At 61.4% G+C, this 16906-nt stretch carries 17 protein-coding genes; 10 read left to right on the top strand and 7 right to left on the bottom strand.

Features of this window, described 5'->3' with window-relative positions; translation table 11 throughout:
* Nucleotides 1-2 precede the first annotated feature (2 nt).
* The 4 genes from J3P82_RS14685 to gloB all read right to left on the bottom strand — a co-directional run bounded on the left by J3P82_RS14685 (nucleotide 3) and on the right by gloB (nucleotide 6284).
* Nucleotides 3-1856 carry an extracellular solute-binding protein gene (locus J3P82_RS14685; RefSeq protein ID WP_434557488.1) on the bottom strand — a complete coding sequence of 618 codons (1854 nt, stop codon included), beginning with the start codon at nucleotides 1854-1856 and terminating at the stop codon, nucleotides 3-5.
* A complete protein-coding gene (locus J3P82_RS14680) occupies nucleotides 1853-3682 on the bottom strand; it encodes an extracellular solute-binding protein (RefSeq protein WP_434563837.1) in 1830 nt (609 codons plus the stop codon). Before J3P82_RS14680 ends, J3P82_RS14685 begins: the two co-directional genes overlap by 4 nt.
* A gap of 286 nt (nucleotides 3683-3968) precedes the next feature.
* Complete coding sequence (locus tag J3P82_RS14675) at nucleotides 3969-5417, bottom strand: transglycosylase SLT domain-containing protein (RefSeq protein WP_434557487.1); 1449 nt, start codon at nucleotides 5415-5417, stop codon at nucleotides 3969-3971.
* 99 nt (nucleotides 5418-5516) lie between these two features.
* Nucleotides 5517-6284 (bottom strand): hydroxyacylglutathione hydrolase, encoded by a 768-nt coding sequence (gene gloB / locus J3P82_RS14670; protein WP_434557486.1) that lies wholly within the window; start codon nucleotides 6282-6284, stop codon nucleotides 5517-5519.
* 65 nt (nucleotides 6285-6349) lie between these two features.
* Between gloB and J3P82_RS14665 the strand changes: the two genes are divergently transcribed.
* The 4 genes from J3P82_RS14665 to J3P82_RS14650 all read left to right on the top strand — a co-directional run bounded on the left by J3P82_RS14665 (nucleotide 6350) and on the right by J3P82_RS14650 (nucleotide 9281).
* Nucleotides 6350-7108, top strand: coding sequence for a class I SAM-dependent methyltransferase (locus tag J3P82_RS14665; RefSeq protein WP_434557485.1), 759 nt, complete (start codon nucleotides 6350-6352; stop codon nucleotides 7106-7108).
* Nucleotides 7109-7197: 89 nt separating this feature from the next.
* Nucleotides 7198-7650, top strand: coding sequence for a ribonuclease HI (gene rnhA, locus J3P82_RS14660; protein ID WP_434557484.1), 453 nt, complete (start codon nucleotides 7198-7200; stop codon nucleotides 7648-7650).
* 82 nt (nucleotides 7651-7732) lie between these two features.
* The gene (gene dnaQ / locus J3P82_RS14655; RefSeq protein ID WP_434557483.1) at nucleotides 7733-8494 is read left to right on the top strand and encodes a DNA polymerase III subunit epsilon; all 762 of its coding nucleotides are present in this window, start codon (nucleotides 7733-7735) and stop codon (nucleotides 8492-8494) included.
* 172 nt (nucleotides 8495-8666) lie between these two features.
* On the top strand, nucleotides 8667-9281 hold the full coding sequence (locus J3P82_RS14650; RefSeq protein ID WP_434557482.1) for a GNAT family N-acetyltransferase: 615 nt from the start codon (nucleotides 8667-8669) through the stop codon (nucleotides 9279-9281).
* Here the strand turns inward: J3P82_RS14650 and J3P82_RS14645 are convergent.
* Complete coding sequence (locus J3P82_RS14645) at nucleotides 9247-10140, bottom strand: LysR family transcriptional regulator (protein WP_434557481.1); 894 nt, start codon at nucleotides 10138-10140, stop codon at nucleotides 9247-9249. The genes J3P82_RS14650 and J3P82_RS14645 overlap by 35 nt on opposite strands.
* 85 nt (nucleotides 10141-10225) lie before the next feature.
* Nucleotides 10226-10486 (bottom strand): hypothetical protein, encoded by a 261-nt coding sequence (locus J3P82_RS14640; RefSeq protein ID WP_434557480.1) that lies wholly within the window; start codon nucleotides 10484-10486, stop codon nucleotides 10226-10228.
* A 186-nt stretch (nucleotides 10487-10672) separates the two neighbouring features.
* Between J3P82_RS14640 and J3P82_RS14635 the strand changes: the two genes are divergently transcribed.
* The 3 genes from J3P82_RS14635 (at nucleotide 10673) to J3P82_RS14625 (ending at nucleotide 13031) form a co-directional block, all read left to right on the top strand.
* Nucleotides 10673-11230 carry an NADPH-dependent FMN reductase gene (locus tag J3P82_RS14635; RefSeq protein ID WP_434557479.1) on the top strand — a complete coding sequence of 186 codons (558 nt, stop codon included), beginning with the start codon at nucleotides 10673-10675 and terminating at the stop codon, nucleotides 11228-11230.
* Nucleotides 11231-11359: 129 nt separating this feature from the next.
* Nucleotides 11360-11710: a metalloregulator ArsR/SmtB family transcription factor gene (locus tag J3P82_RS14630; RefSeq protein ID WP_434557478.1), complete on the top strand. Its 351-nt coding sequence runs from the start codon at nucleotides 11360-11362 to the stop codon at nucleotides 11708-11710.
* A gap of 37 nt (nucleotides 11711-11747) precedes the next feature.
* Nucleotides 11748-13031 (top strand): arsenic transporter, encoded by a 1284-nt coding sequence (locus J3P82_RS14625; RefSeq protein WP_434557477.1) that lies wholly within the window; start codon nucleotides 11748-11750, stop codon nucleotides 13029-13031.
* Between the two features lie 47 nt (nucleotides 13032-13078).
* On the opposite strand, the gene J3P82_RS14620 is transcribed toward J3P82_RS14625, so the two are convergent.
* Complete coding sequence (locus J3P82_RS14620; protein WP_434557476.1) at nucleotides 13079-14044, bottom strand: DUF1853 family protein; 966 nt, start codon at nucleotides 14042-14044, stop codon at nucleotides 13079-13081.
* Nucleotides 14045-14149: 105 nt separating this feature from the next.
* Between J3P82_RS14620 and J3P82_RS14615 the strand changes: the two genes are divergently transcribed.
* From J3P82_RS14615 to J3P82_RS14605, 3 genes are read left to right on the top strand one after another with little or no spacing between them, the layout of a single operon-like run.
* On the top strand, nucleotides 14150-15040 hold the full coding sequence (locus J3P82_RS14615; RefSeq protein WP_003180647.1) for an NAD(+) kinase: 891 nt from the start codon (nucleotides 14150-14152) through the stop codon (nucleotides 15038-15040).
* The gene (locus J3P82_RS14610) at nucleotides 15037-16011 is read left to right on the top strand and encodes a metallophosphoesterase (RefSeq protein ID WP_434563835.1); all 975 of its coding nucleotides are present in this window, start codon (nucleotides 15037-15039) and stop codon (nucleotides 16009-16011) included. The genes J3P82_RS14615 and J3P82_RS14610 overlap by 4 nt, the downstream gene beginning before the upstream one ends.
* A complete protein-coding gene (locus J3P82_RS14605; RefSeq protein ID WP_434557475.1) occupies nucleotides 16008-16880 on the top strand; it encodes a rhomboid family intramembrane serine protease in 873 nt (290 codons plus the stop codon). The genes J3P82_RS14610 and J3P82_RS14605 overlap by 4 nt, the downstream gene beginning before the upstream one ends.
* Nucleotides 16881-16906: the final 26 nt, after the last annotated feature.

Raw genomic sequence — 16906 nt, 5'->3', positions numbered from 1 at the left:
TGTTACTCCACACTCGCGGGGGCGGCGATTTGTTGCTCGATCACTTGTTTCTCCACTTCATCGGCCGGCTTGATGTCCGGTTTGACCCACCAGGTGGTGGTGCCGATGTCATAAGTTGGCGGGACTTTTGGATGGCCGATGTGGTTCCAGTAGGCGACGCGCCAGGTCTTGATGTGCCAGTTGGGTATCACGTAGTAGCCCCACTGCAACACCCGGTCGAGCGCGCGGGCATGAGTGACCAGGCTCTTGCGCGAGTCGGCGTTGATCAACTGTTCCACCAACTGGTCGACGGCGGGATCCTTCAGGCCCATGGTGTTGCGGCTGCCAGGTTTGTCCGCAGCGGCCGACATCCAGAATTCGCGCTGTTCGTTCCCCGGTGAGCTGGACTGCGGGAAGCTGCCTACCACCAGGTCGAAATCCCGTGAACGCACGCGGTTGATGTACTGGGACACGTCGACGCGGCGGATCACCAGTTCTATGCCCAGGTCACTCAGGTTGCGCTTGAATGGCAGCAATACCCGCTCGAACTCGGTCTGGGCTAGCAGGAATTCCAGGACCACGGGCTTGCCTTGGGTATCGACCATCTTGTCGTCGACGATGCGCCAGCCCGCTTCTTGCAGCAACTGATAGGCTTTGCGCTGCTGGTCGCGGATCATGCCGCTGCCGTCGCACATCGATGGCTGGAAAGCTTCGGTGAAGACCTGCTCGGGGATTTTGCCCCGCAGTGGTTCGAGGATCTTCAGCTCGTCTTCGCCGGGCAGACCGGTGGCGGCCATCTCCGAATTCTCGAAATAACTGCGTGTGCGGGCGTAGGCGCCGCTGAACAGCTGCTTGTTGGTCCACTCGAAGTCCAACAACAGGCTCAGGGCCTTGCGCACTCGCACATCCTGGAACACCGGCCGGCGCAGGTTGTAGACAAATCCTTGCATGCCGGTGGGGTTGCCGTTGGGGATCTGTTCCTTCACCAGCCGGCCCTCGGTGACGGCCGGGATGTTGTAGGCGTTGGCCCAGTTCTTGGCGCTCATCTCCAGCCAGAAGTCGAACTGTCCGGCTTTCAGGGCTTCGACGGCCACGGTGTTGTCGCGGTAATAGTCGGTGGTCAATACGTCGAAATTATAGAAGCCGCGATTGACCGGCAGGTCCTTGCCCCAATAATCCTTCACGCGCTCATAGCGTATCGAGCGACCGGCCTTCACTTCATTGACTTTGTAGGGGCCGCTGCCCAGGGGGAACTCCAGGTTGCCCTTGTTGAAGTCGCGGTCGGCCCACCAGTGTTTTGGCAATACCGGCAGTTGGCCGAGGATCAGTGGCAGTTCGCGGTTGTGGGTGTGCTTGAATTTGAACAGGACCTTGAGCGGGTCTTCGGCGATGACTTCGGCGACATCGTTGTAATAACCGCGAAACATCGGGGCGCCGTCCCTGGTCAAGGTCTGGAAGCTGAAGACCACGTCGTCCGCACGCACCGGATGGCCGTCATGGAAACGGGCTTCGGGGCGCAGGTAGAACCGTACCCAGCCGTTGTCCGGGGCTTTCTCGATTTTCTCGGCGATCAGGCCGTATTCGGTAAACGGTTCATCCAGGCCTTGCTTGGCCAGGGTGTCGTAGATCAGGCCGATGTCCTCGGCCGGTACGCCTTTGTTGATGAACGGGTTGAGGCTGTCGAAGCTGCCAAACCCGCCCTGGCGAAATATCCCGCCCTTGGGCGCGTCGGGGTTTACGTAGTCGAAATGCTTGAAATTGGCCGGGTATTTCGGCGGCTCGTTGTACAAGGTCAAGGCGTGCTGCGGCGCGGCACAAGCCAGCCCGGAAAATAACAGGCAGCTGGCCTGCAGGAGCAGGGCGCGTAGAGGCTTCATTGATCTTTCTCCGAAGATTTCAGCCACCATGCGCTCAGGCCCAGGGTGTAGGGCGGCGTAGTGACAAAGGCGAACCGGTTGCGGTACGCCAGGCGATGATAATTGAGATACCAGTTGGGAATGCAGTAATGCTGCCACAGCAGCACACGATCCAGCGCCTTGCCGGCGGCCACCTGTTCATCGCGGGTCTGGGCGGCGAGCAGCTTTTCCAATAGATGGTCGACCACCGGGTTGGCGATCCCCGCATAATTCTTGCTGCCCTTGATCCCGACCTGGCTGGAGTGGAAATACTGCCATTGTTCAAGGCCGGGGCTGAGGGTCTGGCCCAGGGTCAGCAGGATCATGTCGAAGTCGAACTGGTCCAGGCGCTGCTTGTACTGGGCGCGGTCCACCGTGCGCAGGCGGGCCTGGATGCCGATGCTGGCAAGGTTCTCGACGTAGGGCTGGAGGATGCGCTCCAGGTTCGGATTCACCAACAGGATCTCGAAGCGCAAGGGTTGGCGTTCAGCGTTCAGCAGGCGCTGGCCGTTGAGGGTCCATCCGGCTTCCTTCAGCAGGGCCAGGGCCCTGCGCAACGTTTCCCGGGGAATGCCGCGCCCGTCGGTCTTGGGCAAGCTGAAGGGTTCGGTCAGCAACTGAGCGGGCAGTTGCTCGCGGTACGGCTTGAGCAACAGCCATTCGTGGCCTACCGGAAGGCCCGTCGCCGAGAATTCGCTGTTGGGGTAGTAACTGAGGGTGCGTTTGTAGGCGCCGCTGAACAGCGTGCGGTTGGTCCATTCGAAATCGAACATCAATCCCAGGGCTTCCCGTACCTTGACCTCGGCGAAGGTGCCGCGCCGAGTGTTCATGAACAGGCCTTGGGTCTGGGTCGGAATCTGGTGGGGGATCTGCGCCTTGATCACATCGCCACGGTTGACCGCGGGGAAGTTGTAACCGTTGGCCCAGTTCTTGGCCTGGTGTTCGATGTAGATATCGAACTCGCCGGCCTTGAACCCTTCGAAGGCGACTTCGCTGTCGCGGTAGAACTCCACTTCCATCCGGTTGAAATTGTATTTGCCGCGATTGACCGGCAGGTCCTTGCCCCAGTAATCCTTGACCCGCTCGAAGATCAATTGACGGCCGGGCTGGACTTTGGTGATTCGGTAAGGGCCGCTGCCCAGGGGCGGCTCGAAGGTGGTCGCCTTGAAATCGCGGTTTTTCCAGTAATGTTGTGGCAGCACCGGTAACTCACCCAGGCGCAGGATCAGCAGCGGATTGCCCGAGCGCTTGAAGACGAAGCGGATTTTCAGCGGGCTGAGGATATCGACCCGCAGCACTTCCTGAAGGTTGGTCCGGTACAGCGGATGGCCGTCCTTGAGGAGCGTCCGATAGGAAAACGCTACGTCGTAGGCGGTGATCGGTACGCCATCGTGGAAGCGCGCTTCGGGTCGCAGGTTGAACACCACCCAACTGCGGTCCTCGCTGTATTCCACGGACTGGGCGATCAAGCCGTAACTCGACGTCGGCTCATCCCCGGACGGCGCGTACTGGCCGGTGCCGACCATCAACGGCTCGTTCAACTCGTTGATGCCGTACTGCAGGAAATTCGCCGTGGAGACCGGGCTGCTACCCTTGAATGTGTAGGGGTTGAGCGTATCGAAGGTGCCAAACGCCATGATCCGCAAGGTGCCGCCCTTGGGCGCTTGCGGATTGACCCAGTCGAAGTGGGCGAATCGGGCCGGGTACTTGAGCGTGCCAAATTGCGCATAGCCATGGCTTTCGCTGATGGTAGCGCCGGCGGAGGAGCTCAGGGCCAGGCTGATCAGGAGCAGGAGGAGGGGACGTATCAAGTCTGGGATCCGATACAGGCGGCTTGGGCTTTTATGGGCTGTACAGTAACAGCTTGTATCGGCAGGAAAAAGGCGGAGGCTCAAAGCGCTGGAGATTACCTGGACTCGTGGCGAGAGTGCCTTTGTGGCGAGGGAGCTTGCTCCCGCTGGGACGGTCCGACGCTTCGGGCGAAGCAACCCCCGAACCTGGCACCTCGGTGCGACAGGTGAATTGAGTCGCTGCTTTTGGGGCTGCTGCGCAGCCCAGCGGGAGCAAGCTCCCTCGCCACGGGGAACTCTGCTGTTAATGCGGGGAGTAAACCGTCAGCATCTGCCCAGGCTTGAGCGCCTTGCCCATTCGTGGGTTCCAGCGCTTGAGGTGTTGCATCTCGACATTGAAGCGTTTGGCGACGACATACAGCGAGTCGCCTTGCTTGACCTTGTATTGGGTCTGCTTCTTTTGTTCCTTGCCCTTGGCGGCCACGACCGTATTGATGCGCTTGCCGTTAGCCTTCGCAGCCCTAACGTCCTGCATCACCAGGGTCTGGCCGACCTTGAGCTTGTTGCCGCTGAGCTTGTTCCAGCGTTGCAGGTCTTTGGTCTGGACGTTGTTGGCCTTGGCGATCTGCGCCAGGTTATCGCCGCGCTTGACCCGGTAGGTGCGCTTTGCGCCTTCCACGTCGCTGTCTTCGGCGGTTTCGAAAACCGGTTTGAGCGAACGCGGGCTGATCAGTTCTTCCGGGCGCATCGTCGACAGGCTGGCGGTCAGCAACTGCGCCTTGGACGTCGGCACGAGCAAATGCTGCGGGCCGTCGATGGTGGTGCGCTGCTTGAAGGCCGGGTTGAGCTGGAACAGCTCGTCTTCGTCGATGTTCGCGACCGCGGCGACCTTGGACAGGTCCATGCGCTGGTTGATCTCGACAACCTGGAAGTAGGGTTCGTTGGCGATCGGGTTGAGGTTCACGCCATAGGCATCGGGGGACAGCACCACCTGGGACAGTGCCAGCAGCTTTGGCACATAGGCCTGGGTCTCGCTGGGCAGCGGCAGGTTCCAGTAGTCGGTGGGCAGGCCCAGTTTTTCGTTGCGCTCGATGGCCCGGCTGACCGTGCCCTCACCCGCATTGTACGCCGCCAGCGCCAGCAGCCAGTCGCCGTTGAACATGTCGTGCAGGCGCGTCAGGTAGTCCATGGCGGCCGTGGTGGAAGCGGTGATATCGCGACGCCCGTCGTAGAAGCGGGTCTGGCGCAGGTTGAAATAACGCCCGGTGGACGGAATGAACTGCCACAGCCCCACTGCGTTGGCCCGGGAGTAGGCCATGGGGTTGTAGGCGCTCTCGATCACCGGCAGCAGCGCCAGCTCCAGCGGCATGTTGCGTTCTTCAAGTCGCTCGACAATGTAATGGATGTACAGGCTGCCACGCTCGCCGGCGTTCTCCAGAAACGACGGGTTGCTGGCAAACCACAGGCGCTGTTGTTCGATGCGCGGGTTGACGCCGGCGGTTTCCTGGAGCTGGAAACCCTGGCGCATGCGTTCCCACACGTCCTGGGGCACCTGGGGGGTGGGCTTCTCGGTGAGCCAAACCGGCTTCTGCTTGGCCCGCGCAGCGATTTTCGGCGTATGCGCGACATCGGCCTGCGGCACCTGGCCGCTGCTCTGACAGCCCGCCAGCGTGGCGGACACAGCCACCGCGATGGCTTGAGCCAAGCGGGTCAATGTGTCTGACTGGACGGACCTACGGATAGATGACGACATTGGCTGGAAGTAAGTTCCGGGCAAAAATGTCGGCCGATTCTAGGAAGCGCACCCCAACAGGTCAACCATTCAGAATTTTTGTATCAATCGATAGCAGCCTTAGAACTTATCTTTCCACGCCCTCAAGGCCGCAAAAACCTCACTCGGCGTCTGGTTACGCTGGCCGTTCCGTTCGTCTGCTTTTTGTTTAACGGATGTTTCAGCGGTGCGCAAAAAAGGATTGGTGAGTTTTTCCAGGGCCAGGGTCGAGGGCAGTGTGATGACGCCTTGGTCGCGTTGCTGGATGACTTTTTCCAGGCGGGCGGCAACGTCCGGGTTCGCTGGCTCGACCGCTGCAGCGAACTTCAGGTTGCTCAGGGTATATTCATGGGTGCAATAGACCAGGGTATCTTCAGGCAGCGCGGCAAGTCGGCCCAGGGAGTGATGCATCTGTTGCGGCGTACCCTCGAAAAGCCTGCCGCAGCCAGCGGCGAACAGCGTGTCGCCACAGAACAGCAGGCCGTGGTGGTAATAGGCAATATGCCCCAACGTGTGTCCAGGTACGGCGTAGACGTCGAAATCCAGGCCGAGCACCTTGACCTTGGCGTTGTCCTCCAGGGCCACGTCTCGCGCCGGGATTTGCTCGTTGGCCGGGCCGTACACGGTGGCGTTGGTCGCGTTTTTCAGCGCCTGGACACCGCCGACGTGGTCATGATGATGGTGGGTGACCAGGATGTCGCTCAAGACCCAGCCGGGATGCGCGTCGAGCCAGGCCTGCACGGGGGCGGCGTCGCCCGGGTCGACCACGGCGCAGTGCCGGGTCGAGTGATCCTGTAACAACCAAATGTAGTTATCGGTAAACGCGGGCAGGGCAGTGATCTGTATCATCGTGGAATTCGCCAAGCTCAAAACAAAGGCGCATCTTAGAACTTCCTGGCGCGTTGGAGAATGCAATGACCGATGAAGCGTTCGCTCAGGCCGATCCTGAATGGCTGGCACTGATCAGCTCCGCCCGTGAATGGCTATCCGGCCCGGTCGGGCAATTCTTGCTGGAAGAAGAACGACGTATGCTCGAAGACGAGCTGGGCCGGTTCTTTGGCGGTTATCTAGTGCATTACGGTCCCTCGGCGCAGACACCGCCTTCGGCGCCGCAGGTCCAGCGCAACGTTCGCCTGGGCGCGCCGTTGCCCGGCGTGGAGATTGTCTGTGAAGAGCAAGCCTGGCCGTTGAGCGAGCATGCCGCCGACGTGGTGGTGATGCAGCACGGCCTGGATTTCTGCTTGTCTCCCCATGGTTTGTTGCGAGAAGCCGCCAGCAGCGTACGTCCCGGCGGGCACTTGGTGATCATTGGCATCAATCCCTGGAGCAGTTGGGGGCTGCGGCATGTCTTTGCCAGCGACGCGTTGCGCCAGGCCCGGTGCATTTCGGCCTCGCGGGTAGGCGACTGGCTGAACCTGCTGGGCTTCGCGCTGGAGAAACGCCGCTTCGGGTGCTATCGTCCGCCGCTTGCGTCGCCCAAGTGGCAGGGCCGTCTGGCCGGCTGGGAGCGCAAGGCCGGTGATTGGCAACTGTCCGGTGGCGGTTTCTATTTATTGGTCGCGCGCAAGATCGCAGTCGGCTTGCGCCCGGTGCGCCAGGCGCGACGCGAACCGATGGGCAAGCTGATTCCCTTGCCGATGGCCAAGGTCAATCGCCGTCACATCGAGCCGTAACCCTTTTCTGATGGTTCTTGCCGGCATTCGGCTTCGGGCGTCGCTCGCTCCCGACCGGCAGGCCTTTGCAATTTTTTGGATAGATTGGCATGAGCGATAGCGTAGAACTTTTCACTGATGGCGCCTGCAAGGGCAATCCCGGCCCGGGTGGCTGGGGTGCGTTGCTGGTGTGCAAGGGCGTGGAAAAGGAGCTCTGGGGCGGCGAAGCCAACACCACCAACAACCGCATGGAGCTGATGGGCGCCATCCGCGGCCTGGAAGAACTCAAGCGCTCATGCGACGTGCTGTTGGTGACCGACTCGCAGTACGTGATGAAAGGCATCAACGAGTGGATGGCGAACTGGAAGAAGCGCGGCTGGAAGACGGCGGCGAAGGAGCCGGTCAAAAACGCTGACCTTTGGAAACTCCTGGATGAGCAAGTCAACCGTCACAACGTCACCTGGAAATGGGTGCGCGGTCATATCGGTCATCACGGCAACGAGCGGGCCGACCAGTTGGCCAACCGTGGGGTGGATGAGGTACGGGGTTACAAGCAGACTTGATAAGGCCACAAAAGCACTGCGCTTCGTCAGCGTGTTAACATCCGCGCTTTTGCAAGACTGTCCGTTGAGAGCTGAACACTAGATGGCCAACAGATCTGTAGTACTGGATACCGAAACCACTGGCATGCCGGTGACCGACGGTCACCGGATTATCGAAATCGGCTGTGTCGAGCTGATGGGTCGGCGCCTGACCGGCCGTCACTTCCACGTTTACCTGCAACCGGACCGCGAAAGCGACGAAGGCGCCATCGGCGTGCACGGCATCACCAACGAGTTCCTGGTGGGCAAGCCGCGTTTCGCCGAGGTGGCCGATGAGTTCTTCGAATTCATCCAGGGCGCGCAACTGATCATTCATAACGCGGCGTTCGACGTCGGGTTCATCAACAATGAATTCGCCCTGATGGGCCAGCATGACCGGGCGGATATCACCCGGCATTGCACCATTCTCGACACCTTGATGATGGCTCGGGAGCGGCACCCCGGACAGCGCAACAGCCTCGATGCCCTGTGCAAGCGCTACGGCGTCGACAACTCCGGTCGTGAACTGCACGGCGCCTTGCTCGACTCCGAGATTCTCGCTGACGTCTACCTGACCATGACCGGCGGCCAGACCAGCCTGTCCCTGGCCGGCAACGCTTCGGACGGCAACGGCACCGGTGAAGGTTCGGGTAACCAGGCGACCGAAATTCGTCGTCTGCCTGCGGACCGTAAGCCAGCCCGGATCATCCGTGCCAGCGAAAGCGACCTGGCTGAACATGTCGCACGTCTGGAAGCCATCGCCAAGTCGGCCGGTGCCCCGGCATTGTGGACACAATTGGCCGAGGCGCAGGCTGCGGCTAATTGATGAACCGCCTATGGGATCGTTCATATCAATCTCGCAACAATCGCCAGTCTCTTCTAACCTGAAGTGAAGGCAGGCCATGGATACCCGCGTTGATGTATGAAGTTTCGAGAGGCAAGGGCAATGGATGGCACGACGCCGTTGGTTGTCTCAAGGAATGAGGACGTTCCCCAGCATGCAACCGGTCATGAACCCCAAGTACCCCGGCCTGTCGGTGCGCGTCGTCGATGATGGCTTCGCGGCCTACATCTGGGGCAGCGACTTCAGTTTCGAGGTCAGTGTCTACGGCACGGCGCAGATCGGTCGGCCGGTGGATCAATGGCCCGTGACGCCCATCGTTCCGTATCGCAAGTGCTACGGCATCGATCCGGAAGAGTTCAGCAGCTTTCGCGACGCGCCGGACAGCGAAATCTTCATGGCTTATCTGGATGACCAGCCGGTGGGACATCTGGTCGTCAGTACCAACTGGAACGGTTACGCCCACATCGACGAATTGGCGGTGCATGCCCCGGCTCGCCGGCATGGCGTAGCCAAGGCCCTGCTCGATGTCGCTCAGTTCTGGAGTCGCAAGAAAAAACTGCCGGGCATCATGCTGGAAACCCAGAACAACAATCTGGGCGCCTGCCGGCTCTACGAGCGTTGCGGCTATGTGCTGGGAGGAATCGACCACCTGCGCTATCGCGGCATCGATCGGCACACCGCCGAAGTGGCGTTGTTCTGGTATCGGTTGTTCGACGATCCGCTGGGCATGACCGTCAGTGGTTCAGCAACGCCTCGGCTTGTTCCGTAACCCGCTCCAGCAACGATTGCACCGTCGGTGAAGGCGGCGCGCCGTTCAGGCTCAGCGCATAAAGACAGATGGGAACGGCCGGCGACACCGGGCAAATGTCCAGCCCGCTGCCCTTGGCCCCGGAGGCGGTGAACGGGTCGACAATGGCCAGGCCTTCCCCAGCCTCGACCATCGCACGCATCATCTGGTGGGTCTGCACGCGAATCTGCACCAGCGGTGCCGGCCGTAGCGCCGCCAGCTTATGGTCGAATACCGGGCTCAGCGGGTCGTGGCCCTCGAGCCCGACCAGCGACTGCCCCGCCAGATCCTGAAGCGAAATGTATTTCTGCCGCGGTTGCAGCCAGCCGTGGGGCGCGAGCAATTGCAGTTTGCCTTGGGCGATCATCTGGCAGTGGATGTCGGGATGTTCGGGATCGTGAAGGCTCAGGCCCAAGTCGCTTTCACGCAGCAGCAGGCTCTTGACGATGTCGCGTGTCGGTTGGCTGAGCAGATTGCAAGGCGCATCTGGATGGCGTCGGCGCAGGGCGGCGATGCTCAGGGGCAGCAGCTGTTGGGCCAGCGGAGGGGTGCAAATGATGCGCAGGGGCGGCGCCTGATAATGTTTCAGGCTGCTGGCCAGCCGCTGTATCGGTTCGAGGGTGTCGTACAGCCGCGTGATGCCTTCGCGTAACTCCAGGGTTTCTCGAGTGGCCTGTAACCGTCCGCGTACGCTGGCGAACAGCATGAAACCGAGCTGGGCCTCCGCATCGCGCAGGATCGACTCGACTTCGGCCACCGGCAACTGCAGCCATTCGGCCGCGGTGCCCAGGTGGCCAGTCTGCAGCAGCGCCTGGATCACTTCGATGTGGCGTAAACGCATGCAAGAGGTCCGTATTAGGCAGGTAAGCCATTGAGTGGCTGAATCCTAACCCAATTACGGGTGCGACTTCTGCTCATGCAAAGAGTTATAGAGCGATCTGCGTTTCGACTTGCGCCGGACGCTGCTGCGGCGTTTCAGGTTCGCGGATCAGCTGGGTGCCGGATTGCACCAGGACAAACGTGCCCTCGTCGAGCTTGTTGACCCGATCGCCAATGGCCAGCTTATAAGTGATGACATCCTTGCCAATACCGTCTGGCGACGGGTCTGATTCTTGGAATTCATGCACTGAATAGACGCGACCCTCGGCGTCCCGTGCGTGAAATTGTCCGACAAGTACTGCTGCCATTGCTTGGAACCTCTGGGAATAAATCACTCGATTTGCGGTTCTGTAGACCTTGGTCAAGTGCGGTAAGTTTTCCTACAGTAAAAAAATAGTCCGATTGGCAGGTTTTAGCTGTTCCATTGGTCCAATTGTGGTGCCGATCATCTATAACTACAGGCTCCCTTTGAGCCGATAGTCGAGAAGCCTCTCATGAGTAATGTCTACACAGTGGCCGTTTTGGTGGGCAGCCTGCGCAAGGCATCGATCAACCGAAAGGTTGCGCTGGCCCTGGCCGACATGGCCCCGTCCAACCTGAAACTGGAAATCGTCGAAATTGGCGAGCTGCCGCTCTACAACGAAGACATCGACGTCTCGCCGCCAGCGGCCTACACCGCATTTCGCCAGAAGGTCGGCGCTGCCGATGCGCTGTTGTTCGTCACGCCCGAGTACAACCGCTCGGTGCCCGCTCCGCTGAAAAACGCCATCGACGTCGGCTCGCGCCCCTATGGCCAAAGCTGCCTGAGTGGCAAGCCTGGCGCGGTCTTCAGCGCATCGCCCGGCGCCATCGGCGGTTTCGGTGCCAACCACCATTTGCGCCAGTCCCTGGTGTTTCTCGATGTGCCTTGCATGCAGCAACCTGAAGCTTACCTGAGTGGCGCGGGTACTGCCTTCGACGAAGCCGGTAACCTGTCGGAATCTGTGCGACCGTTCCTGCAGAAATTCATCGATGCCTATGGCAAGTGGGTCGAGCAACACAAGAAAGCTTGATCTTGGCAGCACCGAACATCCTGTGGTGAGGGGGCAAGCTCCTCGCCACGGGATATATTGCAATGCCGCTTTACTGCATATTCGGAATTCCATATATTCACCGTTCGCTTATCCAGATATTCTCCCGCCATGCCCGATTCCCCTAACCCCGTCGATATCTTCAAGGCCTTGGCCGACGACACCCGCACGCGTATTGCGCTGCTGGTCACCCGTGAAGGCGAGTTGTGTGTCTGTGAACTCACCGCTGCGCTGGATCTGAGCCAGCCGAAGATCTCCCGGCACCTGGCTCAGTTGCGTCACGCCGGCTTGCTCAGCGACCGGCGCCAGGGGCAATGGGTCTACTACCGTTTACACGCCCAATTGCCATCCTGGGTCCATACGTTGCTCCAGCAAGCGCTGGCGGCTCATGCGCCTTGGTTGGCGGCGGATGTCGAGCGCTTGCGCGTCATGGCGGATCGTCCGGTGGCGCGCTGCTGCTGACGCTTTTTTTAACCGTTTCCTCCCAAGGTTGTTGCGCATGCTGCTCGCGTCGTTGATTTTCCTGCTGACCATAACGTTGGTGATCTGGCAGCCCAAAGGGCTGGGTGTCGGCTGGAGCGCCACGCTCGGCGCGCTGTTGGCGTTGCTGAGCGGGGTGGTGCAGGTCGGTGATATCACCTTGGTGTGGCACATCATCTGGAACGCCACCGGCACGTTTGTCGCGCTGATCATTATCAGCCTGTTGCTGGACGAGGCCGGTTTTTTTGCCTGGGCCGCCCTGCATGTGGCCCGATGGGGGCGAGGCAGCGGACGCAAGCTGTTCGCATTCATGGTGCTGCTCGGGGCACTGGTGTCGGCGTTGTTCGCCAACGACGGCGCAGCGCTGATCCTGACGCCCATCGTGATTTCGATGTTGCTGGCGTTGCGGTTCTCCCCGGCGGCGACCCTCGCGTTCGTCATGGGGGCCGGTTTCATCGCCGATACGGCGAGCCTGCCGTTGGTGGTGTCGAACCTGGTGAACATCGTCTCGGCGGACTTCTTCGGCATTGGCTTCAACCGCTACGCGGCGGTCATGGTGCCGGTGAACCTGGTCAGCGTGGCGGCGAGCCTGGCGATCTTGTTGTGGTTCTTTCGCCACGACATCCCACGCGACTATGACCCTGGCCAGCTGGACGATCCAGCGACGGCGATCCACGACAAGGCCACGTTTTATGCCGGTTGGGCGGTGCTGGTGATCCTGCTGCTGGGCTGTTTCGCCCTGGAGCCGCTGGGGATTCCCATCAGCGCGATCTCGGCGGTCTGCGCTGCGTTGTTGTTGGCTGTCGCGGCTCGCGGTCACAAGATCTCCACTCGCAAGGCGATGAAAGAAGCGCCGTGGCAGATCGTGATCTTCTCCCTGGGCATGTACCTGGTGGTCTATGGCCTGCGCAACGCCGGGCTGACCGACTATCTGGCCCAGTGGCTCGACGCCTTCGCCGGCTACGGTGTGTGGGGCGCGGCCATGGGTACCGGCTTGTTGACGGCGTTGCTCTCATCGGTGATGAACAACCTGCCGACGGTCCTGATTGGTGCCTTGTCCATCGACGCCAGCCAGGCCACCGGGGTGGTGAAGGAGGCGATGATCTATGCCAACGTCATCGGCAGCGACCTGGGGCCGAAAATCACGCCGATTGGCAGCCTGGCGACGTTGCTGTGGCTGCATGTGCTGGCGCGCAAGAACATCCAGATCGGTTGGGGTTATTACTTCAAGGTCGGGATCGTTCTGACGGTGCCGGTGTTGCTGGTGACGTTGGCGGCGCTGGCGGTGCGGCTGTCCCTCTAGATCACGTCGGATACATTGCACGAGCAGGCATTCAACAGGGCGGGCGGTTAACCATTGCCCGGCACATCCGGCCAAAGATCCGCTACCAGGAATGCCCGTTCGGCTTCCTCCCACTCGCCCTGGGCATTTTCCGTCAGGCGCACCATCAGTTGCGCTGGCGCCATGGGGTCGAGGGCCGCTCGCCAAGCGTCCAGTTGCGCGGCGGTCCAGGTCTGGTCCGCAGGGTAATGCGCCGGGGCCAGCCAGGCCGCGCGGGGCAGGGGTTGCCAGCGGCCTGGTGGGCGCTGGGCGACGAATCCGAGCCAATCTCGTTGATGCAGCCATCGGCCGCGCAAGTGCCTGGGATGAGCACCGCTGGGTGGTTCGGCCTCGCCTGGCCAGGGGTAAAGCAAGTAACCGCCGAGCCACAGGTGCGAGCGAAATGACTCGATGCCCGAGTGTTCGATGCCCAGCGCCGCCAGGGCCTCGCGGCTCTCCGGGCGCGCCGAGATCGGCAGTTGGTGCTCGCGCAGATGCGCCAGCTTGCGGTCGAGCCGGTCATGGCAGCCCGGGCCCAGCCATTGCGCGGCGTCCAGCCCGTTACCGTGCTGCGGCCCGAGGTACAGCTTGATCGCCAGTTCCAGGTGATGAACCCCATCGCCATCGCGCAACAACAGGTCCAGCTCGCCCAGCGTATGGCCTTCGCGGCGGATCGGCAGGTTCGCCGCGATCAACTCGATCCCCGGTGCGTGCTGCACGGCAAACTGCCACAGCCTCTCGTAATACAGGCCCAGGCGCCGCGTCCGCCCTTGGGACAGGCAATGGAGGAGTGGATAGCTGTCGCGGTCCAATTGCCGCAACCAATCTTCCAGCCGATGGGGCTGTTGTACCCAGTCACTGCCGGCCAACGGATGGCGCTGGGGCCAAGGCGGGTCGATGAGCATCGGCGGGGCGACGATCACCCACGCCAGGTCGCGCACTTCGGGATGGTGCAGGCGACGGGGCAGGTCCAGCAATTCAGGGAACAGGATCATCTTGCGAGCATAGCCGTTGCGCTGGAGGCTTAAAGAATTTTGTCTATGGAGCGCTTTCGCCCATAATCGTGTTTTTCGCCCGCCGCAGACCTTCGCAGGAGCCTCATGGAGCAATTTCGCAATATCGGCATCATCGGTCGCCTGGGCAGTTCGCAGGTGCTGGACACCGTTCGCCGTCTCAAGCGCTTCCTCCTGGAGCGGCACCTGCACGTGATCCTCGAAGATACCATCGCCGAAGTGCTGCCGGGCCACGGCCTGCAGACTTCGTCGCGCAAGATGCTCGGCGAAGTCTGTGACATGGTCATCGTGGTCGGTGGCGACGGCAGCTTGCTGGGCGCCGCCCGGGCCTTGGCCCGGCACAATATCCCGGTGCTCGGGATCAATCGCGGCAGCCTGGGTTTCTTGACCGATATCCGCCCTGACGAGCTGGAAATCAAGGTCGCCGAGGTGCTGGACGGCCACTACCTGGTGGAAAACCGCTTCCTGCTGCAAGCCGAGGTGCGCCGTCACGCCGAGGCCATCGGCCAGGGCGACGCGCTCAACGACGTGGTGCTGCACCCCGGCAAATCCACGCGCATGATCGAGTTCGAGCTGTATATCGACGGCCAGTTCGTCTGCAGCCAGAAGGCCGACGGCCTGATCGTCGCCACGCCGACCGGTTCCACTGCGTATGCACTGTCTGCCGGGGGGCCGATCATGCACCCCAAGCTCGACGCTATTGTGATTGTGCCGATGTACCCCCATACCTTGTCTGGGCGACCCATCGTGGTCGATGGCAACAGTGAGCTGAAAATCGTCGTGTCCAAGGATATGCAGATCTACCCGCAAGTGTCCTGTGATGGCCAGAACCATTTCACCTGTGCGCCGGGTGATACCATCACCGTCAGCAAGAAGGCGCAGAAGCTGCGCCTGATCCATCCGCTGGATCACAACTATTACGAAGTCTGCCGGACCAAGCTCGGCTGGGGCAGTCGGTTGGGGGGTGGAGGCGACTGATGCTCGATCCTGCGCGCAGTTACGATTTGATCGGCGACGTGCACGGATGCGCCCTGACCTTGGAACACCTGCTGGACCGACTCGGGTACCACAAGCAGGGTGGGGTCTGGCGGCATCCGTCGCGCATGGCCGTGTTCCTTGGCGACATCATTGACCGTGGTCCGCGGATTCGCGAGGCGCTGCACATCGTCCACGACATGGTCCAGGCCGGCCAGGCGCTGTGCATCATGGGCAACCATGAGTTCAACGCCCTGGGCTGGAGCACACCGGCGTTGCCGGGCAGCGGCCAGCGCTACGTGCGCGAACACACGCCGCGCCATGCGCGCCTGCTCAACGAAACCCTGAGTCAATTCGAGCAACATCCGGGCGACTGGCAGGATTTCCTCAAGTGGTTCTACGAGCTACCGCTGTTTATCGACGCCGGGCGCTTCCGGGTTGTGCACGCCTGCTGGGACGCCGGCCTGATCGAGCCGTTGCGGGGTTTGTTCCCCGATGGCTGCGTCGACGAGCATTTTCTCCAGGCGTCGGCCGAATCGGGCAGTTTCGCCTGTACCGTGTTTGACCGTTTGCTGCGCGGTACCGACATGCGCTTGCCCCATGGCCTGACCCTGACCGGCGGCGATGGCCTGACCCGCTCGTTTTTTCGCACCAAATTCTGGGAAGACAATCCGCAGACCTACGGCGACATCGTGTTCCAACCCGATGCGTTGCCCGAACCGGTGGCCCGCACACCGTTGTCCCCGGATGAAAAGAACAATCTGCTGCGCTATGGCGTCGACGAGCCGTTGCTGTTCGTCGGGCATTACTGGCGCAGCGGCAAACCCGCGCCGCTGCGTCCGAACCTCGCCTGCCTGGATTACAGCGCCGTGCTCTATGGCAAGCTGGTCGCCTATCGACTCGACCAGGAAACCCGCCTGGATCCGCACAAGTTCGTCTGGGTCAATGTCGAACGGCCGGAGGTGGTGCGATGAGTGTCGTCGCGGTTTTGCGCCTGCCCCTGGCAGTCGACCTGAGCGGCTTCGTCAAGCTGCTGCAACGCATGCAAGTGCCCCATCGCGTCAGCGAAGAGGCGGGCGAGCAAGTGCTTTGGGTGCCGGATGAAATCAGCGAAGACGTGCGCTCGCTCTACGCCCGTTTTCCCGCTGGCGATCCGGACCAGCAGTTGGAGCTTCCAGCCTCCGGCCGCACCTCGACTCGCCCCGGGTTCGTCCAGCAACTTAAGGCCAGTCCGATCACCGCGCTGGTGTTGTTGTTGAGCCTGATCGTCGCGGCCGTGACCCTGCTGGGTGAAAACCTCGAGACGTTGCGCTGGCTGACCTTCCTTGAATTTCGCGTGGTCGGTGACTACATCCAGTTCACCCCGCTGGGCGACAGCCTGGCGGCGGGACAGTGGTGGCGCCTGGTAACACCGATGCTGGTTCACTTCGGTTTCCTGCACATCGCCATGAATGGCATGTGGTACTGGGAGCTGGGGCGCAGGATCGAAGCGCGCCAGGGTGGTATCAACCTGTTGGGGCTGACGCTGCTGTTCAGCCTCGTGTCGAATTTCGCCCAGTACGTGTTCAGTGGCGCGACACTGTTCGGCGGGCTGTCCGGGGTGCTATACGGCCTGCTGGGGCATTGCTGGATTTACCAACTGCTCGCACCGAACCCGGCCTATCACTTGCCCCGTGGGGTGCTGGTGATGATGCTGGTGTGGTTGCTGTTGTGCCTGTCCGGGCTGGTCTCGCTGATCGGTTTCGGTGAAATCGCCAATGCGGCCCACGTCGGCGGGCTGCTCGTCGGCTGCTTCACGGGTTTGTTGGGCGGGCTGTTCGCTCGCCGTAAAATGGCCCTTTGATCGGCGCCTGTGCCTTTTGACAATGC

The organism is Pseudomonas sp. Z4-20, assembly GCF_051131955.1.
Classification (GTDB): Bacteria; Pseudomonadota; Gammaproteobacteria; order Pseudomonadales; family Pseudomonadaceae; genus Aquipseudomonas; species Aquipseudomonas marvdashtae.
Note: the sequence above shows the minus strand (reverse complement) of the source record. Positions and strands in the feature narration are given on the sequence as shown.

Excerpts from the sequence above, each read along its gene's own strand:
- J3P82_RS14685 (WP_434557488.1), bottom strand. The coding sequence starts at position 1,856 with ATGAAGCCTCTACGCGCCCTGCTCCTGCAGGCCAGCTGCCTGTTATTT.
- J3P82_RS14675 (WP_434557487.1), bottom strand. The coding sequence starts at position 5,417 with ATGTCGTCATCTATCCGTAGGTCCGTCCAGTCAGACACATTGACCCGC.
- gloB (WP_434557486.1), bottom strand. The coding sequence starts at position 6,284 with ATGATACAGATCACTGCCCTGCCCGCGTTTACCGATAACTACATTTGG.
- J3P82_RS14665 (WP_434557485.1), top strand. The coding sequence starts at position 6,350 with ATGACCGATGAAGCGTTCGCTCAGGCCGATCCTGAATGGCTGGCACTG.
- rnhA (WP_434557484.1), top strand. The coding sequence starts at position 7,198 with ATGAGCGATAGCGTAGAACTTTTCACTGATGGCGCCTGCAAGGGCAAT.
- dnaQ (WP_434557483.1), top strand. The coding sequence starts at position 7,733 with ATGGCCAACAGATCTGTAGTACTGGATACCGAAACCACTGGCATGCCG.
- J3P82_RS14650 (WP_434557482.1), top strand. The coding sequence starts at position 8,667 with ATGCAACCGGTCATGAACCCCAAGTACCCCGGCCTGTCGGTGCGCGTC.
- J3P82_RS14645 (WP_434557481.1), bottom strand. The coding sequence starts at position 10,140 with ATGCGTTTACGCCACATCGAAGTGATCCAGGCGCTGCTGCAGACTGGC.
- J3P82_RS14640 (WP_434557480.1), bottom strand. The coding sequence starts at position 10,486 with ATGGCAGCAGTACTTGTCGGACAATTTCACGCACGGGACGCCGAGGGT.
- J3P82_RS14635 (WP_434557479.1), top strand. The coding sequence starts at position 10,673 with ATGAGTAATGTCTACACAGTGGCCGTTTTGGTGGGCAGCCTGCGCAAG.
- J3P82_RS14630 (WP_434557478.1), top strand. The coding sequence starts at position 11,360 with ATGCCCGATTCCCCTAACCCCGTCGATATCTTCAAGGCCTTGGCCGAC.
- J3P82_RS14625 (WP_434557477.1), top strand. The coding sequence starts at position 11,748 with ATGCTGCTCGCGTCGTTGATTTTCCTGCTGACCATAACGTTGGTGATC.
- J3P82_RS14620 (WP_434557476.1), bottom strand. The coding sequence starts at position 14,044 with ATGATCCTGTTCCCTGAATTGCTGGACCTGCCCCGTCGCCTGCACCAT.
- J3P82_RS14615 (WP_003180647.1), top strand. The coding sequence starts at position 14,150 with ATGGAGCAATTTCGCAATATCGGCATCATCGGTCGCCTGGGCAGTTCG.
- J3P82_RS14605 (WP_434557475.1), top strand. The coding sequence starts at position 16,008 with ATGAGTGTCGTCGCGGTTTTGCGCCTGCCCCTGGCAGTCGACCTGAGC.